Consider the following 19,257-nt stretch of genomic DNA (forward strand, 5'->3'; position numbering starts at 1 on the left):
TGCATGAGTTTTTTTCGTGACATGATTGTAAATCTTGAATATTGTATTAGTATTAGAATGTCCTACACGTTCCATTATAGATTTCAGAGGGGGAGATTTAACTCTCCAAGAAGTGTAACGTGAGAGTGACGAAATATAGGGCTAGAGAGTGACTTATTTATATTATTTTTTTTTCTGCCTTTTTGAGTATACGATTAAAAGATTGAATCCCTAACGGTAGCTTTCAGAAGATGAACTTGGTTGGGAGTAGCAACAGAGCTTTGCGCAGACCGCTCTACTATACTTTAGAAGGATAGATGAATTGAAAGAAAGGATTTTTCCCTATATTATTTGGTAAACTATGAAACCCTCGTATTTTAATAATAGAGGGTTTTATATATTATCTCTTAATCTTCCATAAACCAATAAACAATATAATAAGGCCTGAAATACTTAAAAGTGGAGCATCTGCTTCCCCAGTTTCTGGAAGCTTTTCGGTTGTACTAGTTTCATCTTCCTATAGGTGTAGTTAGTAAGTTATTAGTAGGTATATTTTTTGTTTCATCTGAAAGAGGAGATTTTTTTGAATTGTTGTTTAATTCTATCGGAGTATTAGCATCCTCATTTTTTCATTAGGAACTGAAGGGGGGAGGACCGGATTTGGTTTTTGTTATGGCTTCACCTCAACTTCAGGAGCTGGAGTATTATCTGGTTCTTGAACTGGTGTTTCCACTTTGTCTTCGTTCCCATTATCTGGGTTAGGAAGAGGAGCTGGTTCTTCATCCGGAGTTTCTGGCGTATCTTCATTACCTGGGGCATCGATTGGATCTTCAGGAGTTATTAATGCAAGTAGAACGTGAAGAGTGGCCTTTGCAATATATGGGGTATTACTCACTGTGCCATCAGGAAAAAGTGTAGTTAATAAAAATGTAATCTCATAACTACCTTCTTGGATTATATCAAAGGAACCATCAGTAATAAGAGTATAATCTACCCCTTCTATTGCAGTAGGGTTAGGTATAAATCCAGGATTATTAGGATCAAAATTTGGATTACTAGGATCTACATTGAAACAACTACATCAATAATCATGTCATAGGGGGTAAAGGCTTCACCAATATTAATCTCTATATCTTTGACATAAATACTGAGTGGAACTCTTACTTGACCACCACCGCCAAAATCAATTTTTGTATCTTTGTCATCTAAAGTAACTGCATCAGCAGATACAGTATTAAGTTGTATAATAAGTGAAGTTGTAATTAATCCTAAAATTAGAAAATCAGATATTTCCATACGCTTTCTTACAGTTGTTTTCATAAATTTCTCCTTGTTTATAAATGAGAAAAATAATGTCTTTACATAAAGTACTCATTTACCCTCATAGTTTATCATGGAAACGGTTTTTTCCCAAAATAAATTTCAGTTAAAATGTTTGTACGACTTACAATTTTTTTAATTTTTAGCTTAGATTTTGATGCGATAATGGTAATATGGACAACTCGGTAAAACACAAATAACATGTTCCGCCGAATAAAAAGTACTGAAATTGTTTCATAAATATTAAGAAGTTTAATCAAATTGATTAAGCTTTTTTTATGCCTAAACCAATTAAAAATTGGAGGGTATAATGAAATTATGATAATAAACGAATATCTATCTATTATCTAATGACTTCAAAATTGGTAAGATGATAAAAAGTCGTTGGTTCGATTCCAACTTGAAGTCATTCCTAATGGAATCACAGCTGTATATTTATTTAGGAAATGTAAGTGTGCTGACGAGAACACTTGCGAGTATAAGGAAACATAAATAACCTATGAGAAAGAAGGAGATATGACAACAGAAGTTGAAAAAATTTATGATCCCTTAGTAGGACACACGGTTGGTAGTGGAGAATGTGGTGCATTGACTAGTGACTACATGCTTCGTATGACTGGCGGTAAATACCAATGGGCAGGGGAGTCAGGAGGAGGGGAGTTGCCACCTGGGACAGTTGCTGATACTGCATGGAACGTATACACGACGACAAATTGGGGTGCGATAGGTTTTGAAAAAATTGACAACCCTTCGTTTTCTCAAGTGATGGAAGGAGATATATTCTTCCTTTCTCCCGCCACAACAGGGAAATCAACAGGTCATACGGGTATTGTAGCTAATACTTACAACAATAATATTACAACATTTGAACAAAACTATGCAGACATAAAAGTAGTTCAAAAAATGCCAGGTCAAAATTCATGGTCTGTCTATAGTGGATTTGATGGTATTGTTCGTAAAAAAGGCAATTCATCAGGAGGAACTGATGACCTAAATGCCTTTCTAACTTCCAAAGTCAATGCTAATTTTGGATTAAGTATAGATCAAGTTGTAAATTTTATCTATAATGATCCGCGTACTAATCGCTTCGGAGTTTGGTGCGGCAATGATAAAGGAAAAATTAAAGCAGTTTTAAATACTGTTTCTTCCGCGGGGATGAGTTATGCCTGGTTTGCGGCTTATGAAATTCAGGAAGGGTATAATTCTAGCTGGGGATGGTTAAACCACACAGTTGTAAGAGGAGACTATCTCACAGATGCTTCATTAACAGCAAAAGATATTATAAATAGCTGTAATAATAAATCACATGGTATTGCTTGGGATGATCCTGGCGGAGGAACAGTAGGAATGGTTCCGCAAAGTGTGAGAAACAAGGGACAATCTGATTTTAACAGTTGGCCTTTGGGTACTATTGGAGTAGGATATGCTCAATCCACGGCAGCAGCAGCGTGGGCAATTTGGTATCCTGCTGGCTTATCTGGAAGTGTAAATGGAGTCCAGGATTATGGAAATCCGATACAAGGATGTATCGACGTAATTAAACAAATGGGGGGGGAATTATCCTCAACTAAACCAACACCAAATAAAGGAGAAATTGAAATGTATTTAATTATGACAATTGACACAAAAAACTGGTACGTATCAAATGGCGTACAATGTAAATGGATTAGAAGCCAACGTTTTCTTAAAAACTACCAAAATGATTTTTGTAAGTTTAATCTTCCAGTAGATCAGATGTACAGCACCGAGCTGTATGCGGAGTTTCCTCAAGATAAAATCATTAAATAAATAATAAGTAACTAAAGCTGGTCTCGTAGTCAAGGTTCGATTCCTTGATTAGTTATATCAGGTACTTACAGGGAGTACTTAATGCTAAAAAGTTGTCATAAAAGACGGCTTTTTTTGTACCTATGAGCAAAACTATGACAGCTCAGTTCAAACAGCCAGTGCCAAAGGTGTAGAATGCCGCACTCGTGCTTATCTGACACCTTATGCAATCTTACGTATTCCTGATGCCAGCACATCGTCTCCCAGTGGAGAAGATGCAGGCACTTATAAAGTTACTGCATCGGCACTTAATGTACGTGATTATCCATCAACCAAGACGGGTAAAGTGGTTGCTTCTTACAGCCTGGGGCAAAGCGTAATTATTTAAGAGGTATTTGCAAATGAAGGAAGAAGCTGGGGAACATATAAATCTTACAGTAGTGACAAACGCTACATCAGTATGGATTATTTGAAGAAATAAAAGTAAAACACTTCTAATCAATATGGTGAGGGGTGTTTTTTATTCTATCAATTAAACCTAAACGTCCGTAAATATTGCATAAAAGGCTCTGTTTATCTAATTATTCGTCCAGCGTTTCTTACACAGCAATTTTCTAAACTAAAATCAAAGAGTTATCGGTGGTCATGGCTTCACTATTGTTATCTTTTTTTTCGTAAAAAGGTAATCATTTAACATCATAGCCCTTAGGCAACTGTTTTGCCTTTTTCTTTAAAAAATGTCAAGTAGAAAAGTCTTTACTTTTATAGGAATTTTCTAGTTAACAAAAGTTAACAAGAGGTCTAGCGACCTATGCTATATTTAATGTGGCAAAAATATTTCAGATCACATTTATCTATCTAGCCACACCTTGCCAGTGTGGTATTTTTTTGTTATTAAAAAATTTGAATGTGAGGAACAATTACCAGTTTCAATTTATTTGATTTTGTAATAAAATAAGAGGGGAGTAATTTATGAAAAAAATAACACTATTATCAATAATGGCTTTAGCTTTATTTTCACTTGTAGCTTGTTCGTCAAACAAACAAGAAAATGAGTTAAAGTCTGGATCAAAAACTTCGGAAGCAAGTAAAGAAGTAAATTCTAATAAAGTTACTTCATCGGAGCTTAGTAAAGAAAGTAGCACTCCTGAAGCAAAATCCTCATCCTCTAGTAGTACTATTATAAATGATAATAGTTTAAAAGAAGATGAATCAAATAAACAAAACTCTAGTAACAGTGAGCAGAAGTCAACCACAGAAGATACACCAAGCAAAGAAAAAGTAAATAAACTAAAGCATTATAAAACATTAATTCGGAATGCTAAAGAAAAACAGAAGGCTTATATAAATTCTATTAATGATCCTAAGATAAAACAGTCTGTACAAACGGCTGATAGTGCAGCAGTAGGAGAAGCAACTCGTTTACAAATTGAAAACCCTAAGGAAACGGAGATTATTGAAAAGGCTTTAAAAATAGTTATAGCAGAGGGGTAAACTTCCAAAAATTTTTGGGGCTGATGTAGTAGTGGTTTTGTTTTAACTGTTGTGTTATATCAACTAGATAGAATAGTACTATGCTACAATAAAATCTATTTTTATAGGAAAATCCCCTCTTCGATGGGGATTTTTATTTTAGGGAGCAAAGAAGGGACAAATTTATAGAAAACTGTATTTTTTTATCCATTTTTATATTTGATAAAGAAGCTAAAGCACTGACTTATAAAAAGTAAGATAGTTTTTTCCATGATAATCTACTATATAAAAGGAACATTAAACTATTGACGATTAATAAATAAAAAACCCTTGTGTTTGCAAGGGTTTTGTTTACTTCTTAGGTGTTTTTAGATTTCACAGTATATGGTTCTGTGTATTGCTCAATAATTTTATATTTACCAGTATCTAGTTCTTCTACCCACATTTAATTTAAATCCGTTTTGGCTTGCCACACATGAGTGTACTTTTTATTTTAGGTGCTGTTTTATTATTGTCGATATGATAGCGCCATTGATGTAACTTGTGGTAGCTACTCCTAACATTATAAGAAAGATAGCCATTATCTTAGTTAAAGGATGGCTCGGTGATATGTCACCGTACCCTACTGTGGTAATAGTAACAATAACCCAGTAGATAGCATCCAAATCAGAAACATGCTCAATTTCTCTAAAAATATACACATTTGCTAGAAGATAAATAGAAAAATAAACTAATAATTCTTTAAAAGTTTCTATTTTAAATAAATTTGAAAATGATATATCATTAGAGACTTTCATTGTACGTGTTAATTTGAACAAACGTGAAACTCTTACCAAACGCAATAATCTAAAAGTTTTAAAAATACTTAAAAATTGGATTGGAATACATGATAAAATATCAGCTGCATGGTGCTTTAAATAGTTTGGAATATTTTTTTGTGATGATGACTTTGTGAAGATTAAGGTAGAAATGATTAAATCCACAACGAACAAACCATTTATTAAAAGATCTAACCTATTTGAAATGGGAGCAAAAAGTGAAACAACAGCAATTAAGACGATAAATAAAGTGTAAAAATCATTATTGTAGAGTTTGTGTAATTTTCTAATCATTTAAATAACCTCCAAAAAGAAAAAGTTGTCTTTTTGTATTTCCAGTGGCACGAGCCTTAATGCTCTTTTTACGGAGTGTTTGCATTCCTCATTTAATTTTAAAATTATCATGGAAAATTCTACTGCCTTGTCGTAATTATCGTATGGTGAAGTATCTGTATCAAGAAATGGATAGGAATTTATGTGCTCAATAACATCACACGGTGAAAAATTCAACAAATATTTAAAGAAAACCTAAATAAATACTAAATGAGCACCACCGCTAAGCAGCTTTTAGAAAGTGTTTTCTGGGCTCTTTAACTATGCTTTCATTGTACGTAATTTTATATAGTGCGTCAATGATAACGTATGAAAAATTTCACAATTACTTGTGAGAAGCAAAAAATGATAAAAATTTCACTTGAAAAAAGGCGAACAGTTGTTAATATGTAGCATGGAGAATCAGATATTTCAATCAAAACATTAACTTTTGCATGAGTGGGAATATGGAGCAATTACTCAGATAAAGATTTGATTATCCCACAGGTCATAAAGGTAGGGTTGCAAGTATAGCGTATGGAAATTTCATCTCCTACGAATAAAATATTGAGAACCTTGTAGATATGCAAGCACTCTCTGCCTATAATAGTGGTTTTGACGGTGTCGTATGTAAAAAAAGAAAAGCCACCGGCAGCCGGTGGGGAAAAGAATATTTCAAATGAATGACGGAAAAGTTACAACTTTGAAAAAAGTTACCGTTGATGAAGGAGTTATAATATCAGCCTGGTTAGAAAAATATACTATGCAAAAAAGAATATCAAGTCCTTTTTACTCTTCCCATTCCTCATCATAAGACTCACGGTACCTTCTATCTATTGAATCTTCAATCATTTGTTCTTCTGCAAAGTGTTTTTGTGCCTCTGTTAACTCTCCTGTCGCAAATGCTCCCCACTTCATCATACCTCTATCATAATATGTACGAATAGATTCATATGGACTATAAGAACGATCAACTGTCATTTTTTATACCTCCTGCGGCCGCATGGCCCCCAATCATTTTGTTTCTTTCTAATACTCTTGAACCCGAGGAGAGGGCGCTTGCTTTTTGTATAGATGTAAAATCAAATTTTTCACGAATAGCATCGACCGCATCTTGCAAGGCTTCCTGTTTTTTGATTTGTAATATTTTAGGCGCATCAGAAAGCATGGTTTCAAAAAGGTTGAGTTGCTTTATTGATTCATTGGATAAGTTAAAGCCACTCACCCCAATTTCTCTAATTGCCCCGCCTTGGTATCTTTCTCTAAATAAGCGTAAAAACTCACCTTGAATTTCTGAAGTATTCTGTGTGGGATCAATTTTACATGAAGTTTTAATGGCTGAAATATGAGTTTTATAGGAAGGACTCACAAATAATGCCAAACCTCCTGCAAGCTTTCTTCCTTTTCTAAGTCTAATGGCAAGATGTTCAGCCATTTCTTTAATAACAAGTTCTATTTCTTCTTGCATTTCGTAGTCTCTGGGGAGTATTTGGCTATTACTATAGCTTTCGGATTTCTTAGTATGCTTCTCTCGCACGTTGGTTTCATCAACGCCATTTGCATGAAAGAATTGTTGCAATCCAACAATACCCAACTCTCTTTTGATGAGGTCTGGGTCCGCATTAGCTAGTTCTTTAATGGAATAGATTCCCAGCTTATTTAAATTCTTTTCTGTACGTCTTCCAATCCCCCAAAAGTCAGTCATTTTAGGTAAAGTCCAAACTTTTTCTGGAACATCTTCATAACGAATAAGTGCTCTCATGTTTTTACTGTGCTTTGCGTAGTTATCCATCGCAAGTTTAGCAAGAAGTGGATTATCCCCCATACCTATAGTGACATATAAGCCCATACGTTCTAAAACCTCGCGTTGCAGTTTTTGGGCAAGGCAGTCCATTTGTATATATTTATCTTTTATATTTGGATAGAAGAAGTTAAGAGATTCTGTAACATCTAAGAAGGATTCATCTATAGAATAAGAATGTATTTCTTCATATGAAGTATAGCCTGACAATATTGTCTGCATATAGAGATTTTTTTCTATATAGAGAGCCATTTGCGGGGGAACAATATGTGTTCGTTTTGCCCAGCTCTCTATAAATGCTATATACTCAACTGAAGGTTCAGTATGCTGTCCATGGATATCTGTGTGCTTCGCGTACCATCGTCTATAGTTAAACTTTCGAGATTCAATTAAAAATGGTAAATCGGCCGCTCGGCTCACGTTTGACTTACCAAAGACCTCTTTAAACTTGGGACTCGATGCTAATATAAGACCATAAGAATGATCAGAGCGGCTCATCACACATAAAGAAGTGGTTAATGGATGTAACCCTCGTTGAACACATTCAATAGAAGCGTAATTTGATTTTACGTCTTCAAAGAAAATAGCCCTCCGAGGTTCATAAGTATAATCGATAAGCATGTTAAACCCCTAAATATTGAATTAATCAATATTATATATCAAAATAAGCTTAAAAACAAGAATAAAAATTGGATTATTCAATAAAATTTAATTGTTTTAGTTTTTTAAATACTAATATTCTTTTACATGGAGAAAAATAATATTATCCCTAGCTATAATGGTTAGGGGAGTTTTATTATTACAAAAGTGTAAGTTAAAGTGCTCAAAAAGAGAGTATAATTATCTTTATAAATTAAAAATAGGAAATCGGAAAATGAAAAAATATTGTTGGGGTTAGCTGCTCTACTTGTAATAGTTGGTGGGGCTTATACATGGTATAGTTCTGAATACGGTGGCAAAATAGTTTATGTGAAAATTCAAGAAGATGGAAAGTTAGAAAAAGTAAAATCAGATGATGGAAGAAATATCAAAAGATATAACTATTCATTAAATGGATATGATAAAGGAGGACAATCTCAAAAAATTAAATTGAGTGATTCACGTAACTTGAGACATGATGCTTATTTGAAAGTATTGAATAATAAGAAAAAAGGTGTGATGAATTGGGAAGAAGTTTATAAAAAAGATATTCCTGAAAAAGCTCTTGGTAAAATTGAAGAAAAATAAAAAAACCACACGATCAATTAATCGGTTTTTTTATTTTTAAAAATCGTATACGTACCATTTTGCCAATATCGAGAAAACTCTCACCTAAGCCATTTAATCGTACATGGATTCGCACGTAGCTATTTCTCTCATTTCCAAACGAGTCGAATGGGGTCCCCTTTAGAATACATTTGTTATATTTTTACTTTTTTATCGCTATATGCGTCCTGAAGAAGATAAATTTCCTCACTTTCTTCCATACAAATCTTCTTTTATGGATTTTTTTATAAAAAATATTTCACTTTAGTAAATAAAGGAGTATATTCATGTTATAATATTACTTACTATTTTAAAATAAGTGTGAAGGGTTGAAAATATGAAAAAAGTGCTTCTGGTGTTTGCTGCGGTGATTTTGTTTATTGGTGGGAGTGGTTATTCTTGGTATATTTCAAACTATCAAGGAGCTAATTATTATGTCTTCATCAGTGAAGATTGCGAACCTACCGAGAAAGAAGTCAAGCATAAAGGGAGAAAAACGACTCAATATACTTACTTGTTGAAAGGTTATAACGAAAAGGGGGAGAGTCAAGAGTTAGAGTTGAAAACTTTTTACAAATTAATCCCGAACACCTATTTAGAAGCATTTTCTAATAAAAAGAAAAAAGTTACCAGCTGGGTAGAACGCAGCAGAGACGAAATCCCAAGACAACCCTTGGAGCAGTTGGAGTAAAAATAAGCTCGCTGGTTACTATCATTGTATTCCTTACTTTAAGTGAGGGATTTTTTGTTATAATATTCATACCTAACTATTAGGTTAATCGATCGAGAATATTTGTTTTTGAAAGTATTCTGGTTTATTAAAATATAAGGAGAACAAATGTTTAATTTATTAGCTACCTTACTTGGAACGGTAGCCTGGGTCTTAGTTGAAAGTTTACTCTATAATCCTATTCATGCTTGGGGAAGGTTTTGGGCAAAAGAATCAGGTATGGATGAAAAAATGTCTGGGACAAAAATGACCACAGGCGAGATGATATTTACTTTTGGTGGCACAATTTTGGGTGGCATATTGCTCTCTTCAGCGGCTTACCAGGTAGTTTATTGGTTTGCTCAACTTGATAACGACAGTTGGATGATGACTGCACTTCAAGTTGCATTCTTACTTTGGATAGGAGTATACGGAGTAGCTACTTTTGTAATGGCAGTATATTCAGGACAATCACGGAAACTCGTTGGGTTACATCTTGTAAATGGTGGATTAGGCCTTTTAGCGATTGGTCTAGTGATTGGACTTCTCGGATAAGCCAAATACAGAGATGAGAAAAATATAAAAAGCTTTTCCTTACTCCTAAGGAAGGATCAAATGAACTCTTAAAGATGACCACATCGTGTAGGTCTCTTTTTATATGAAAATTTTTCAAGAAAGAAGAAAAGGATAAAAACAGAGACAAAGTGTGAGAACAAGCTTCCCTCTTCCATAGTAAATTATTGACAATTTATAATAAAGAGAATATAATACTAACAGTGTTAGATAATTAATAGTGTTAGGAATGAGAAAGATGGATTACAATCAAGCAGCGGAGGCTTTTTTATCTTGTGTGAAAAGTCGTAGTAAAACTGAAGTGATGAGCCGTTTTAGTAAATATGCTCATGGGGAAAAACTAGTTTTAGTGGGTTTATATAAAAATACTGGCTCACCAATTTTACCTAGCGATATTGCGAAGCAAACCAATATGAGTACTGCACGTGTGGCAACCATCCTCAATAATCTTGAGGAAAAAGGGCTTGTTACTCGTGAGATTTCTCGTACGGATCGTCGTAAAATTTTGGTGGCAATTACGTCTAAAGGACGCGATGAAGCGGAACAGGCAAGAAAAGAAGCCATCAGCCGCATTGTGAAAATCTTGGAACGGATGGGCGAAGAACGCACCAAAAGTTTTGTCGAAAACGTTCAACTATTTTTTGATTTAGCAATAGAAATATTTGAGGAGGAAAATAAAAAAGTATGACTGAAGAATTAACAAAAGCTCGGCCACTCGATATTCATGGTAAACCATTTAATCGAGGAGTTGTTCTTGCACTTATTTTGATTGCTACTTTTGGAGGGATGCTCATGCAAACCTCACTGGGTACAGCAATGCCCACATTGATGAATGATTTTAATATCTCTTTAGCTACGGGGCAACAAGCGACCACTTGGTTCTTGTTAGCCAATGGTATCATGATTCCCGTATCTGCTTATTTGACAACAAAATTCCCCACACGATGGTTGTATTTGATTTCCTATGCAATCTTGCTTGCAGGGATGCTTGTGGCTTATTCTGCTCCAACATCAAGCTGGACTGTTTTCTTAGGCGCACGTATTATGCAGGCTATTGCTGTTGGGATTTCAATGCCCTTGATGCAAGTTGTGATGGTAAACATGTTTTCACCAAAACAAATGGGAGCAGTCATGGGAGCCATGGGGCTTGTCATTGGTTTAGCACCAGCTATAGGTCCAACCTATGCGGGATGGATTTTAGATAAAGATCATGTTATTTTAGGACTTACTCTAGAACAATCATGGCGTACAATTTTCTTAATTCCTATGGTTGTGATTGCAATCTGTTGGGTACTCATGCTTATCTTTATGCGTGATATTGTTCCAAACCGCCACATGAAACTGGATTTTCTTTCATTGGTGGAATCTATTGTAGGTTTTGGTCTCTTCCTTTGGGGATTCACGAATGTTGCCAGCGATGGTTGGGGTGATCTACAAACCGTTATTTTACCGATTGTCGCGGGGGTTGCAATAATTGCAATCTTTGTTCGTCGTCAACTGCATATGGACATACCATTCTTGAATGTTTCCGTCTTCAAGAACAAACAGTTTGCTTTGACAACAGTAGTTATGGCTCTTTCTATGATGGCCATGATGGGTGTTGAGATGATGCTTCCTTTGTATATGCAACAAGTACACGGACTCTCTCCGCTTAGCTCTGGTTTGACACTTTTACCTGGTGCCTTGATGATGGGGATTGTGAGTCCACTTGCAGGTGCTGCTTATGATAAAGTAGGTGCTAAACGTTTGGCACGTGTCGGTTTTACAATCTTAGCGATTGGTACTATTCCGTTTATGTTCTTAACAACAACGACACCTGAGCACTTCATCACAGTCCTTTATGGATTACGTATGTTTGGGATTGCCATGGTTATGATGCCTTTGACTGCGTCGGCCATGAATGCACTGCCTCGTGAACAATCTGCGCACGGAACAGCTGCTAACAGTACAGCACGCCAAGTAGCCTCAGCGGTTGTAGTGGCACTCTTGAGTTCTGTTACACAAAATATTATTACAAATTCACAACCTGCTGCAGGTTTGAAAGATACTAATCCTTTGGCCTATGCTGGAGATATGCTTGATGCAATGCTAAAAGGTTACCACGCTTCCTTTGCAATCGGTTTGGCCTTTGCTATTATCGGACTTGCCCTTTCATTTTTCCTTCAAGGACATGTTAAAAAAGGACAAAAAGAAGTAGGAGGTAATAAATAATGATTATCATACTTATTGCGATATTTACCCTTTTAACTTTCTTTGGCTTTATGTATATTAACAAAGGAATTTTGCGAGGTGTTGTGGGTGGTCTGTCTTTGATTCTACTTACAGCTTCCGTTCTATCTTTGACGATGCATATCAAAGAGAACTGGGGTATGGAAAAAGTAACAACAACAGAAACAAAACAAATCTACACAGCTGGTGATACAAGTGCGGCTTTTGGAGTACTTTTAAAAGCGGAAGTCGGCAAGAATACAAATAATTATGTACTGGTTTATCGTACAAACAAAGAAGATAAAGCACCCACTGCTCACTTTCAACCGGATCAAAAGCATATAGTAGAAACGCTGAAAAAGACAGCAGACTATAAGCTCACAGATGAATCAAATGCTAAACTTGTAACGACTACTGTAAGATGGAAGTTCAAAGACAACTTCATGAAATTCCTTTTTGGGATTGGTGATGAAGAAGGTAAACTTGTTTCTGAGCATGCACGCGCTTATGTTCCCAAAGATACTTGGTTGGTTTTGACACAAGAGCAAGCGAAACAACTTCAAAAAGAAGTGCCCGCTATGCAAGCAAAGCAAGAAGCAGCATTAAAAGCTAATCCAGAACAAGCAAAAGCGATGCTGGAAATGCAAAAGAATAACCCTGAAGAGTTTACGAAACTGCAAGTCAGTCAAATAAAAGAAGCTCTTAACATTAAAGAATAAAAAAACAAAAGAGTCTGAATTTATTCAGTCTTTTTTTGTATTTAAATGAGGAAAAGTTGTAGAATTCTATTTTTATACAAAACATAAGCAAAAATGTAATGAAAATGTAATGTCATACGCTGAGAAATATTGTAAAATAGTGAACATAGAAAGGTTGGTTTTATAAAAGTGAACTCTGATAGTAGACAAAGAATCAGGAACTTGGTGATTGGTGCCTTACTCACGGCTTTAGGAATTTTGATTCCCTTGATTATGCCAGCAAAAATTGTTATTGGCCCAGCCTCATTTACTCTTGCTTCACATGTGCCAGTTATGGCAGCAATGTTTTTTAGCCCTTATTTAGCAGCTCTTGTAGCTGTTGGAACTACACTTGGTTTCTTTATGAGTGTCCCTGTTCCACTTATTTGGATGCGTGCAGCGACCCACATCGTGGTCATGACTATTGGTGCTTGGTTCTTGAAAAAGAATCCGGCTCTCGTTGATCAAAAAGTTAGACTGCAAGTATTTAACCTAATCTTAGGAGTTTTCCATGCCGGATTAGAAGCACTCGTTGTGCTAGCCTTCTACCGTATCGGCTTTGCGGATCTTGAACCACAAGCTCTAAATAACCTACTGATGCTCGTATTCTTTGGTGGGATTGTTCATAGCTTTGTTGATTTCAACCTTGCCTTTGGTTTATGCAAAGTTCTCAATAAAATTTATTCTATAGATGTCTTTAAAAATGCAAAATTAAAATCTTTGGCAGAATAATTAAAGCAGTAAAAGCGCTCAAAATGAGCGTTTTTTATATATGCTTGTTCTATGGATATGATATAATAAGGTAATTATGGAAAAATTATCAGATGCGGAAATGTACACATGGGAATTTTTGGAAGAAAACAAATCCAAAGTCCAACTGATGTCAATTACTCAAATTGCAGCAGAAGCACATGTCAGTACAGCAACGATTGTAAGAACGCTTAAAAAAAGAGGATTTGACGGCTTTGCTGATTTTAAAACTTCTTTGAAACGCAGTAATAATGGGACAAATACAGAAGAAAACAAAATCATGGGCTTGTCTGAGGAAGCCAATCAGTATGTTTTTAAGAATCTGATTGAAGTCTCACGAACTATCGGTCTGCTTAATCCAGCTGACCTAGAAGCTATTTCTAAAGCCTTGGTTGAAACCAATATGATTATGACTGTAGCAAGAGGGGCCAGTGAAGCTGTAGCTGATGATATGATTCATCGTTTCCAAACTTTAGGCAAAAATGCCATCAGTCGTTACTATGATGATATGGAAATGTATGCGGAAAAGCTCACAGAAGAAGACATGATGCTTATCGTTTCTTCGACAGGTGAGGAGAAAATCATTATTTCAGCAGCAAAAAAAGCGAAAAAAAATGGAGCTAAGATTGTAGTACTTACCAGCAATTACCGCAGTCAGTTAGCCCAGCTGAGTGACTATTATCTTTTAGCTTATCAGAGTAAGCTTGAAAAAGAAGAATTATACGGTGATGCAGGCAGTATCCTTCCCTTGGAAGTTATTTGCCGAATCATGGTAGACATGTTTACAATCTACAGAACCAAAGGCACAATTCGATAAAATGAAAAAGACAAGTCTAATAGGACTTGTCTTTTTTCTGTAAAGTTTTTCTACGAGTTCATAAGAAAGCGAATACATTTTCATAAACAAATACGCTATAATAACATTATTCTTTAAAGATAACGTTTTCATAAACGCAAAATATATTATATCGGAGGTTTCCCTGTGGAAGCACAACTTTCTACGAAACAGCAAACTGCGGCTAAAGAAGTACAAGTAGGTAAAGCTGTTCCTGTTATTCTTTTATTAATGATTTTTTCTCTCGTCATTGATAACTCTTTTAAAATCATTTCACCAAAACTGGTTGAGTATTTTCAGGTTTCTGCCAGTACAGTAGCTTGGCAAGTTACCTTGGCTGGTTTAGTAATCGGTATGGGTGCAGTTGTTTATGCTTCCTTATCTGACAGTATTAGTATTCGTACACTTCTTATTTTTGGTATTATCTTAATCTCAGCAGGTTCTTTTTTAGGTTATTTGGTACATAATAATTATTGGTTGGTAGTATTTGCGCGTATTATTCAAGCTGCAGGCTTGGGAGCGACGGAAACTCTCTATCTTATATTTGTTGCACGCTATGTTGCACCCGATAAGCAGAAAAAATATTATGGTTTTTCCACATCAAGCTTCCAGATTGCCACAGTTATTGGAACATTGACAGGTGGTTTTATCACCACACATCTGGCTTGGCAAACCCTCTTCCTTGTGCCACTACTTTCTCTTTTAGTTATTCCCTTTCTTTTGAAATATTTGCCTAAAGAAACGGGTAAAAAGCAATATATTGATGTGGTTGGGATTATGCTTGTGGCGGCGGTTGCTGTTACTGCTATGGTTTATTTAACGAATTTCTCTTGGGCAGTGTTGATTGGTTTTATCTTAGCGACTTTTGTTTTCTTAATGTATATTTCAAAAAAGAAAAACGCCTTTATCACTATTGATTTTTTCAAAAATAAGCTATTTGTTTTTACTTTGATCGCAGCCTTATTGATTTACTCAACCCAAGCTGCCTTTACCTTGAACACATTTTCATTTCTCTTAACCGACGTTTATCATATGCAGTTGGACACAGTTTCCTTGATGTTTATTCCCGCCTGTCTTGCTGCAGCATTAGTCGGTAGTTTATCTGGAGCCATCGCCTCTAAGCTTAATTCTTTTTGGGCAGTTATTGTAGCAATGGTAACGATAGTTGCTACTATCCTTCTGGCTGCTTTATTTATGGGAGCATCAGTCCTTGTTTTCACTGGCTTGTTGATTTTGAGTTCATGTGCCTTTGCGATGATGTATGCACCACTTATGCATACGAGCCTGGAAAAAATGCCTGAGGAAAACAAGGGAACGGCTATTGGTTTTTATAATCTTTGTATCAATATTGCCATGTCGATAGGTTTTACCTACTCTGCACGTTTTATTGATGGTTTAAATCTCCATATTTTTGGATCTACTGTAAAAGGTCATTATAGCGAAGTGTTACTCATGATTTCTTTTGTCGCTTTAGCAGCCTTAGCAGTTTTTTCCTTGCTGATTAAGCGTCAACTTCCGAACGAGAAAAATTTTTCGCACTAAAATTTTCCCTCTGGAAACCTATTCACGGCTAAATAGTTTATAATAAGATTATATAGAGTACATTAAGTAAGGAGAAAATATATGTCTAAGAAATTTAATCGCATCCATCTTGTTGTTATGGATTCAGTTGGTATTGGTGCTGCACCTGATGCAGACAAGTTTTTTAACCATGATGTGGAAACACATGAGGCAGTAAATGATGTTAACTCAGATACGATTGGTCATATCTCAGAGATTCGTGGTTTGAATGTTCCGAACCTTCAAGCTATGGGCTGGGGAAATATTCCGCGTGAAACACCCCTAAAAACAATTCCTGCTGTTGACGCGCCTCAAGCCTACGTAACAAAGCTTCAAGAAGTTTCTAAAGGTAAAGACACAATGACTGGCCACTGGGAAATCATGGGTCTTAATATTCAAACGCCTTTCCCAACCTACCCTGAAGGATATCCCGAAGATTTACTACAAAAAATTGAAGAATTTTCAGGACGAAAAATCATTCGTGAAGCGAACAAACCATACTCGGGTACAGCGGTAATCGATGATTTTGGGTCACGCCAAATGGAAACTGGAGAGCTGATTATTTATACTTCAGCTGACCCTGTTTTACAAATCGCAGCACATGAAGATATTATTTCTCGTGAAGAGCTTTACAAAATTTGTGAATACGTACGTTCAATTACACTTGAAGGTTCAGGTATCATGATTGGTCGTATTATTGCTCGTCCTTATATCGGTATTCCAGGAGACTTTACACGTACGGATGGCCGTCGTGATTATGCTCTAAGTCCATTTGACGAAACAGTTATGGAAAAACTCTATAATGCTGGTGTTGATACTTATTCTGTCGGAAAGATTTCTGATATTTTCAATACAGTGGGTGTAAAATATGATATGGGACATAACAAAAACGACATGGACGGTGTAGATCGTCTTCTCAAAGCGATGCGTAAAGAAGAATTCGTAGAAGGTTTTAGCTTTACAAACTTAGTCGACTTTGATGCCAAATATGGCCACCGTCGTGATGTTGAAGGTTACGGCCAAGCAATTGAAGATTTTGACGGACGTTTACCAGAAATTCTTGCGGCAATGAAAGACGATGATTTGCTTATGATTACCGCAGACCATGGTAATGACCCAAGTTATGTGGGAACAGACCACACACGTGAATATATCCCACTTGTGATTTTCTCTAAATCACTTAAAGAACCAAAAGTTTTACCTCTAGGCCACTTTTCTGATATTTCAGCGACAATTGCAGAGAACTTCAATGTTGACAAAGCTGAGATTGGGGAGTCATTCTTAGAAAGTCTCGTTTAAACAGAAATAAGGGCGTTAAAAAATTAAAAAGAATAGGGACTAAAACTTTTACCCTATACAGCTGAAGGGCTGGGAAACGCTGGAAAAATAAATATTAAAGGAACAAAAAAATGGATTTGAAAATGATGTTAGCGGAAACGACGGATTATCTCAAAGCGCAAGGTGTTGGTGCTATTGATGTGGCACTGATATTAGGCTCTGGTTTGGGAGAGTTGGCAGGAGAAATTAAGAACCCTGTAACGATTAAATATGAAACAATCCCTCACTTCCCTGTTTCCACAGTTGTGGGGCATGCTGGGCAGCTTGTATATGGTGATTTGTCTGGTAAAAAAGTTATTGCCATGCAAGGACGTTTCCACTTCTATGAAGGAAATACAATGGATGTAGTGACTTATCCTGTCCGAGTTTTCTCAGCTCTTGGTACGCCATCAATTATTGTTACTAACGCTGCAGGTGGAGTAAATGAAAACTTTGCACCTGGTGACTTGATGATTATCACAGACCACATCAACTTCACGGGAACAAATCCTTTAATCGGAACCAATAATGATGAAATTGGACCTCGTTTCCCCGATATGTCACAAGCTTACGATAAAGCTTATCAAGAACTTGCTAAAGAAACAGCAGCAGAAATGTCTGAAAAAGTTCAAGAAGGTGTTTATATGGGCTTCACAGGTCCTACCTATGAAACGCCTGCAGAAATCCATATGGCGCGGACGATGGGGGCTTCAGCTGTAGGTATGTCCACAGTGCCAGAAGTTATTGTTGCCGTACACTCAGGTATGCGTGTTCTTGGTATTTCATGTATTACTAACTTAGCAGCGGGTATGCAAAGCGAGCTTAACCACGCAGAAGTTGTAGAAACAACAGAACGTGTAAAAGAAACTTTTAAAACACTTGTTAAGAATGTTTTAGTAAAAATGTGATAAAATAAAAGAAAACGTGTGAGCGTTTTCTTTTTTAATGAAATGAAAAAGCGGATCATGAAAATAAACCAAATAATAAGGAGCCATTATGTCAGTTCATATTGAAGCAAAAGAAGGGCAGATTGCCGATAAAATTCTTCTCCCAGGGGATCCACTTCGCGCTAAGTTTATTGCAGAAAACTTTCTTAAAGATGCCCAACAATTCAACAGCATTCGTGGTATGTTGGGCTATACAGGTGTCTATAAAGGACACCGTATCTCCGTGATGGGAACAGGCATGGGGATGCCTTCTATCTCAATCTATGCAAATGAATTAATCACGGAATATGGTGTAAAAAAATTGATACGTGTAGGCACGGCTGGCGCCTTGAATGAAGAAGTTCATGTCAGAGATTTAGTTATAGCACAGGCCGCAGCTACAACCTCAAACATCATAAGAAATGACTGGCCGCAGTTTGACTTTCCACAAATTGCTGATTTTGACTTATTAGATAAAGCCTTCCACATTGCTAAAAATTTGGGTCTGCCCACTCATGTAGGAAATGTACTTTCTACAGATCTTTTCTATAGTGATATTGATACACTTGCTATTGGTAAACTCGGTGTTAAAGCTGTGGAGATGGAGGCAGCGGCACTTTATTATTTGGGCGCTAAACACAATGTTCAGACTTTGGGACTTATGACCGTCTCCGATAGTTTGGTGACAGGAGAGTCAACAAGTGCGGAAGAACGTCAAAATACCTTTACTGACATGATGAAAGTGGGCTTAGAAACGCTTATTATTTGAGGTTAAAGCAAAGCTTCTACTTCACATCAAGTAGAAGTTTTTTTACTAATGACTCCAAAGATAAAGCCGAACATTTAACAAGTAAAAGCACTAAAATTTGTTTTTATTGAAGAAATTTCCAAATGTTTTTGCTAAAATAAAAGGAAAGTTATGAAGAA

Annotated in this window: 19 protein-coding genes and 1 pseudogene; 14 read left to right on the top strand and 6 right to left on the bottom strand. The window is 36.0% G+C overall.

Annotated features, from left to right (window positions below; translation table 11 throughout):
* Window positions 1–379: 379 nt before the first annotated feature.
* The 3 genes and pseudogenes from I6G50_RS10580 to I6G50_RS02310 form a co-directional block, all read right to left on the bottom strand.
* A pseudogene (locus I6G50_RS10580) lies at window positions 380–448 on the bottom strand (hypothetical protein); the annotation flags it as partial.
* A gap of 201 nt (window positions 449–649) precedes the next feature.
* Entirely contained in the window at window positions 650–874 is a 225-nt protein-coding gene (locus I6G50_RS02305) for a hypothetical protein (RefSeq protein WP_197909039.1), read from the bottom strand.
* Window positions 875–1,041: 167 nt separating this feature from the next.
* On the bottom strand, window positions 1,042–1,299 hold the full coding sequence (locus I6G50_RS02310) for a hypothetical protein (protein WP_197909040.1): 258 nt from the start codon (window positions 1,297–1,299) through the stop codon (window positions 1,042–1,044).
* Between the two features lie 516 nt (window positions 1,300–1,815).
* On the opposite strand from I6G50_RS02310, the gene I6G50_RS10475 reads away from it, so the two are divergent.
* Window positions 1,816–3,087, top strand: a complete 1,272-nt coding sequence (locus I6G50_RS10475; RefSeq protein WP_232252367.1) for a CHAP domain-containing protein — start codon at window positions 1,816–1,818, stop codon at window positions 3,085–3,087.
* 951 nt (window positions 3,088–4,038) lie between these two features.
* On the top strand, window positions 4,039–4,560 hold the full coding sequence (locus I6G50_RS02320) for a hypothetical protein (RefSeq protein ID WP_197909041.1): 522 nt from the start codon (window positions 4,039–4,041) through the stop codon (window positions 4,558–4,560).
* 467 nt (window positions 4,561–5,027) lie between these two features.
* Here the strand turns inward: I6G50_RS02320 and I6G50_RS02325 are convergent, their stop codons facing one another.
* From I6G50_RS02325 to I6G50_RS02335, 3 genes are all read right to left on the bottom strand, one after another.
* A complete protein-coding gene (locus I6G50_RS02325; RefSeq protein ID WP_197909042.1) occupies window positions 5,028–5,651 on the bottom strand; it encodes a potassium channel family protein in 624 nt (207 codons plus the stop codon).
* Between the two features lie 807 nt (window positions 5,652–6,458).
* Window positions 6,459–6,650, bottom strand: a complete 192-nt coding sequence (locus I6G50_RS02330) for a hypothetical protein (RefSeq protein ID WP_003135354.1) — start codon at window positions 6,648–6,650, stop codon at window positions 6,459–6,461.
* Complete coding sequence (locus I6G50_RS02335) at window positions 6,640–8,091, bottom strand: Y-family DNA polymerase (protein ID WP_197909043.1); 1,452 nt, start codon at window positions 8,089–8,091, stop codon at window positions 6,640–6,642. The genes I6G50_RS02330 and I6G50_RS02335 overlap by 11 nt, the downstream gene beginning before the upstream one ends.
* A gap of 264 nt (window positions 8,092–8,355) precedes the next feature.
* Between I6G50_RS02335 and I6G50_RS02340 the strand changes: the two genes are divergently transcribed.
* The 12 genes from I6G50_RS02340 to deoD all read left to right on the top strand — a co-directional run bounded on the left by I6G50_RS02340 (window position 8,356) and on the right by deoD (window position 19,099).
* Window positions 8,356–8,697: a YxeA family protein gene (locus tag I6G50_RS02340; protein WP_232252368.1), complete on the top strand. Its 342-nt coding sequence runs from the start codon at window positions 8,356–8,358 to the stop codon at window positions 8,695–8,697.
* Between the two features lie 355 nt (window positions 8,698–9,052).
* Window positions 9,053–9,406: a YxeA family protein gene (locus I6G50_RS02345; RefSeq protein WP_003135692.1), complete on the top strand. Its 354-nt coding sequence runs from the start codon at window positions 9,053–9,055 to the stop codon at window positions 9,404–9,406.
* A 147-nt stretch (window positions 9,407–9,553) separates the two neighbouring features.
* Complete coding sequence (locus I6G50_RS02350) at window positions 9,554–9,979, top strand: DUF1761 domain-containing protein (RefSeq protein ID WP_197909044.1); 426 nt, start codon at window positions 9,554–9,556, stop codon at window positions 9,977–9,979.
* Window positions 9,980–10,235: 256 nt separating this feature from the next.
* A complete protein-coding gene (locus tag I6G50_RS02355) occupies window positions 10,236–10,685 on the top strand; it encodes a MarR family winged helix-turn-helix transcriptional regulator (RefSeq protein WP_003135690.1) in 450 nt (149 codons plus the stop codon).
* A complete protein-coding gene (locus I6G50_RS02360) occupies window positions 10,682–12,208 on the top strand; it encodes an MDR family MFS transporter (protein ID WP_081168173.1) in 1,527 nt (508 codons plus the stop codon). The genes I6G50_RS02355 and I6G50_RS02360 overlap by 4 nt, the downstream gene beginning before the upstream one ends.
* A complete protein-coding gene (locus tag I6G50_RS02365) occupies window positions 12,208–12,924 on the top strand; it encodes a DUF4811 domain-containing protein (protein ID WP_003135688.1) in 717 nt (238 codons plus the stop codon). The genes I6G50_RS02360 and I6G50_RS02365 overlap by 1 nt, the downstream gene beginning before the upstream one ends.
* Window positions 12,925–13,092: 168 nt before the next feature.
* The gene (locus I6G50_RS02370) at window positions 13,093–13,674 is read left to right on the top strand and encodes a hypothetical protein (RefSeq protein ID WP_197909045.1); all 582 of its coding nucleotides are present in this window, start codon (window positions 13,093–13,095) and stop codon (window positions 13,672–13,674) included.
* 76 nt (window positions 13,675–13,750) lie between these two features.
* Window positions 13,751–14,509 carry a MurR/RpiR family transcriptional regulator gene (locus I6G50_RS02375; protein ID WP_081168163.1) on the top strand — a complete coding sequence of 253 codons (759 nt, stop codon included), beginning with the start codon at window positions 13,751–13,753 and terminating at the stop codon, window positions 14,507–14,509.
* 165 nt (window positions 14,510–14,674) lie between these two features.
* Window positions 14,675–16,069, top strand: coding sequence for an MFS transporter (locus I6G50_RS02380; protein ID WP_197909046.1), 1,395 nt, complete (start codon window positions 14,675–14,677; stop codon window positions 16,067–16,069).
* A gap of 81 nt (window positions 16,070–16,150) precedes the next feature.
* Window positions 16,151–17,386 (top strand): phosphopentomutase, encoded by a 1,236-nt coding sequence (locus tag I6G50_RS02385; RefSeq protein WP_197909047.1) that lies wholly within the window; start codon window positions 16,151–16,153, stop codon window positions 17,384–17,386.
* 110 nt (window positions 17,387–17,496) lie between these two features.
* Window positions 17,497–18,312, top strand: a complete 816-nt coding sequence (locus I6G50_RS02390; protein WP_003135683.1) for a purine-nucleoside phosphorylase — start codon at window positions 17,497–17,499, stop codon at window positions 18,310–18,312.
* An 88-nt stretch (window positions 18,313–18,400) separates the two neighbouring features.
* On the top strand, window positions 18,401–19,099 hold the full coding sequence (gene deoD, locus I6G50_RS02395) for a purine-nucleoside phosphorylase (RefSeq protein WP_197909048.1): 699 nt from the start codon (window positions 18,401–18,403) through the stop codon (window positions 19,097–19,099).
* Window positions 19,100–19,257 lie beyond the last annotated feature (158 nt).

This window comes from Lactococcus garvieae, from assembly GCF_016027715.1.
Lineage (GTDB): Bacteria > Bacillota > Bacilli > Lactobacillales > Streptococcaceae > Lactococcus > Lactococcus garvieae_A.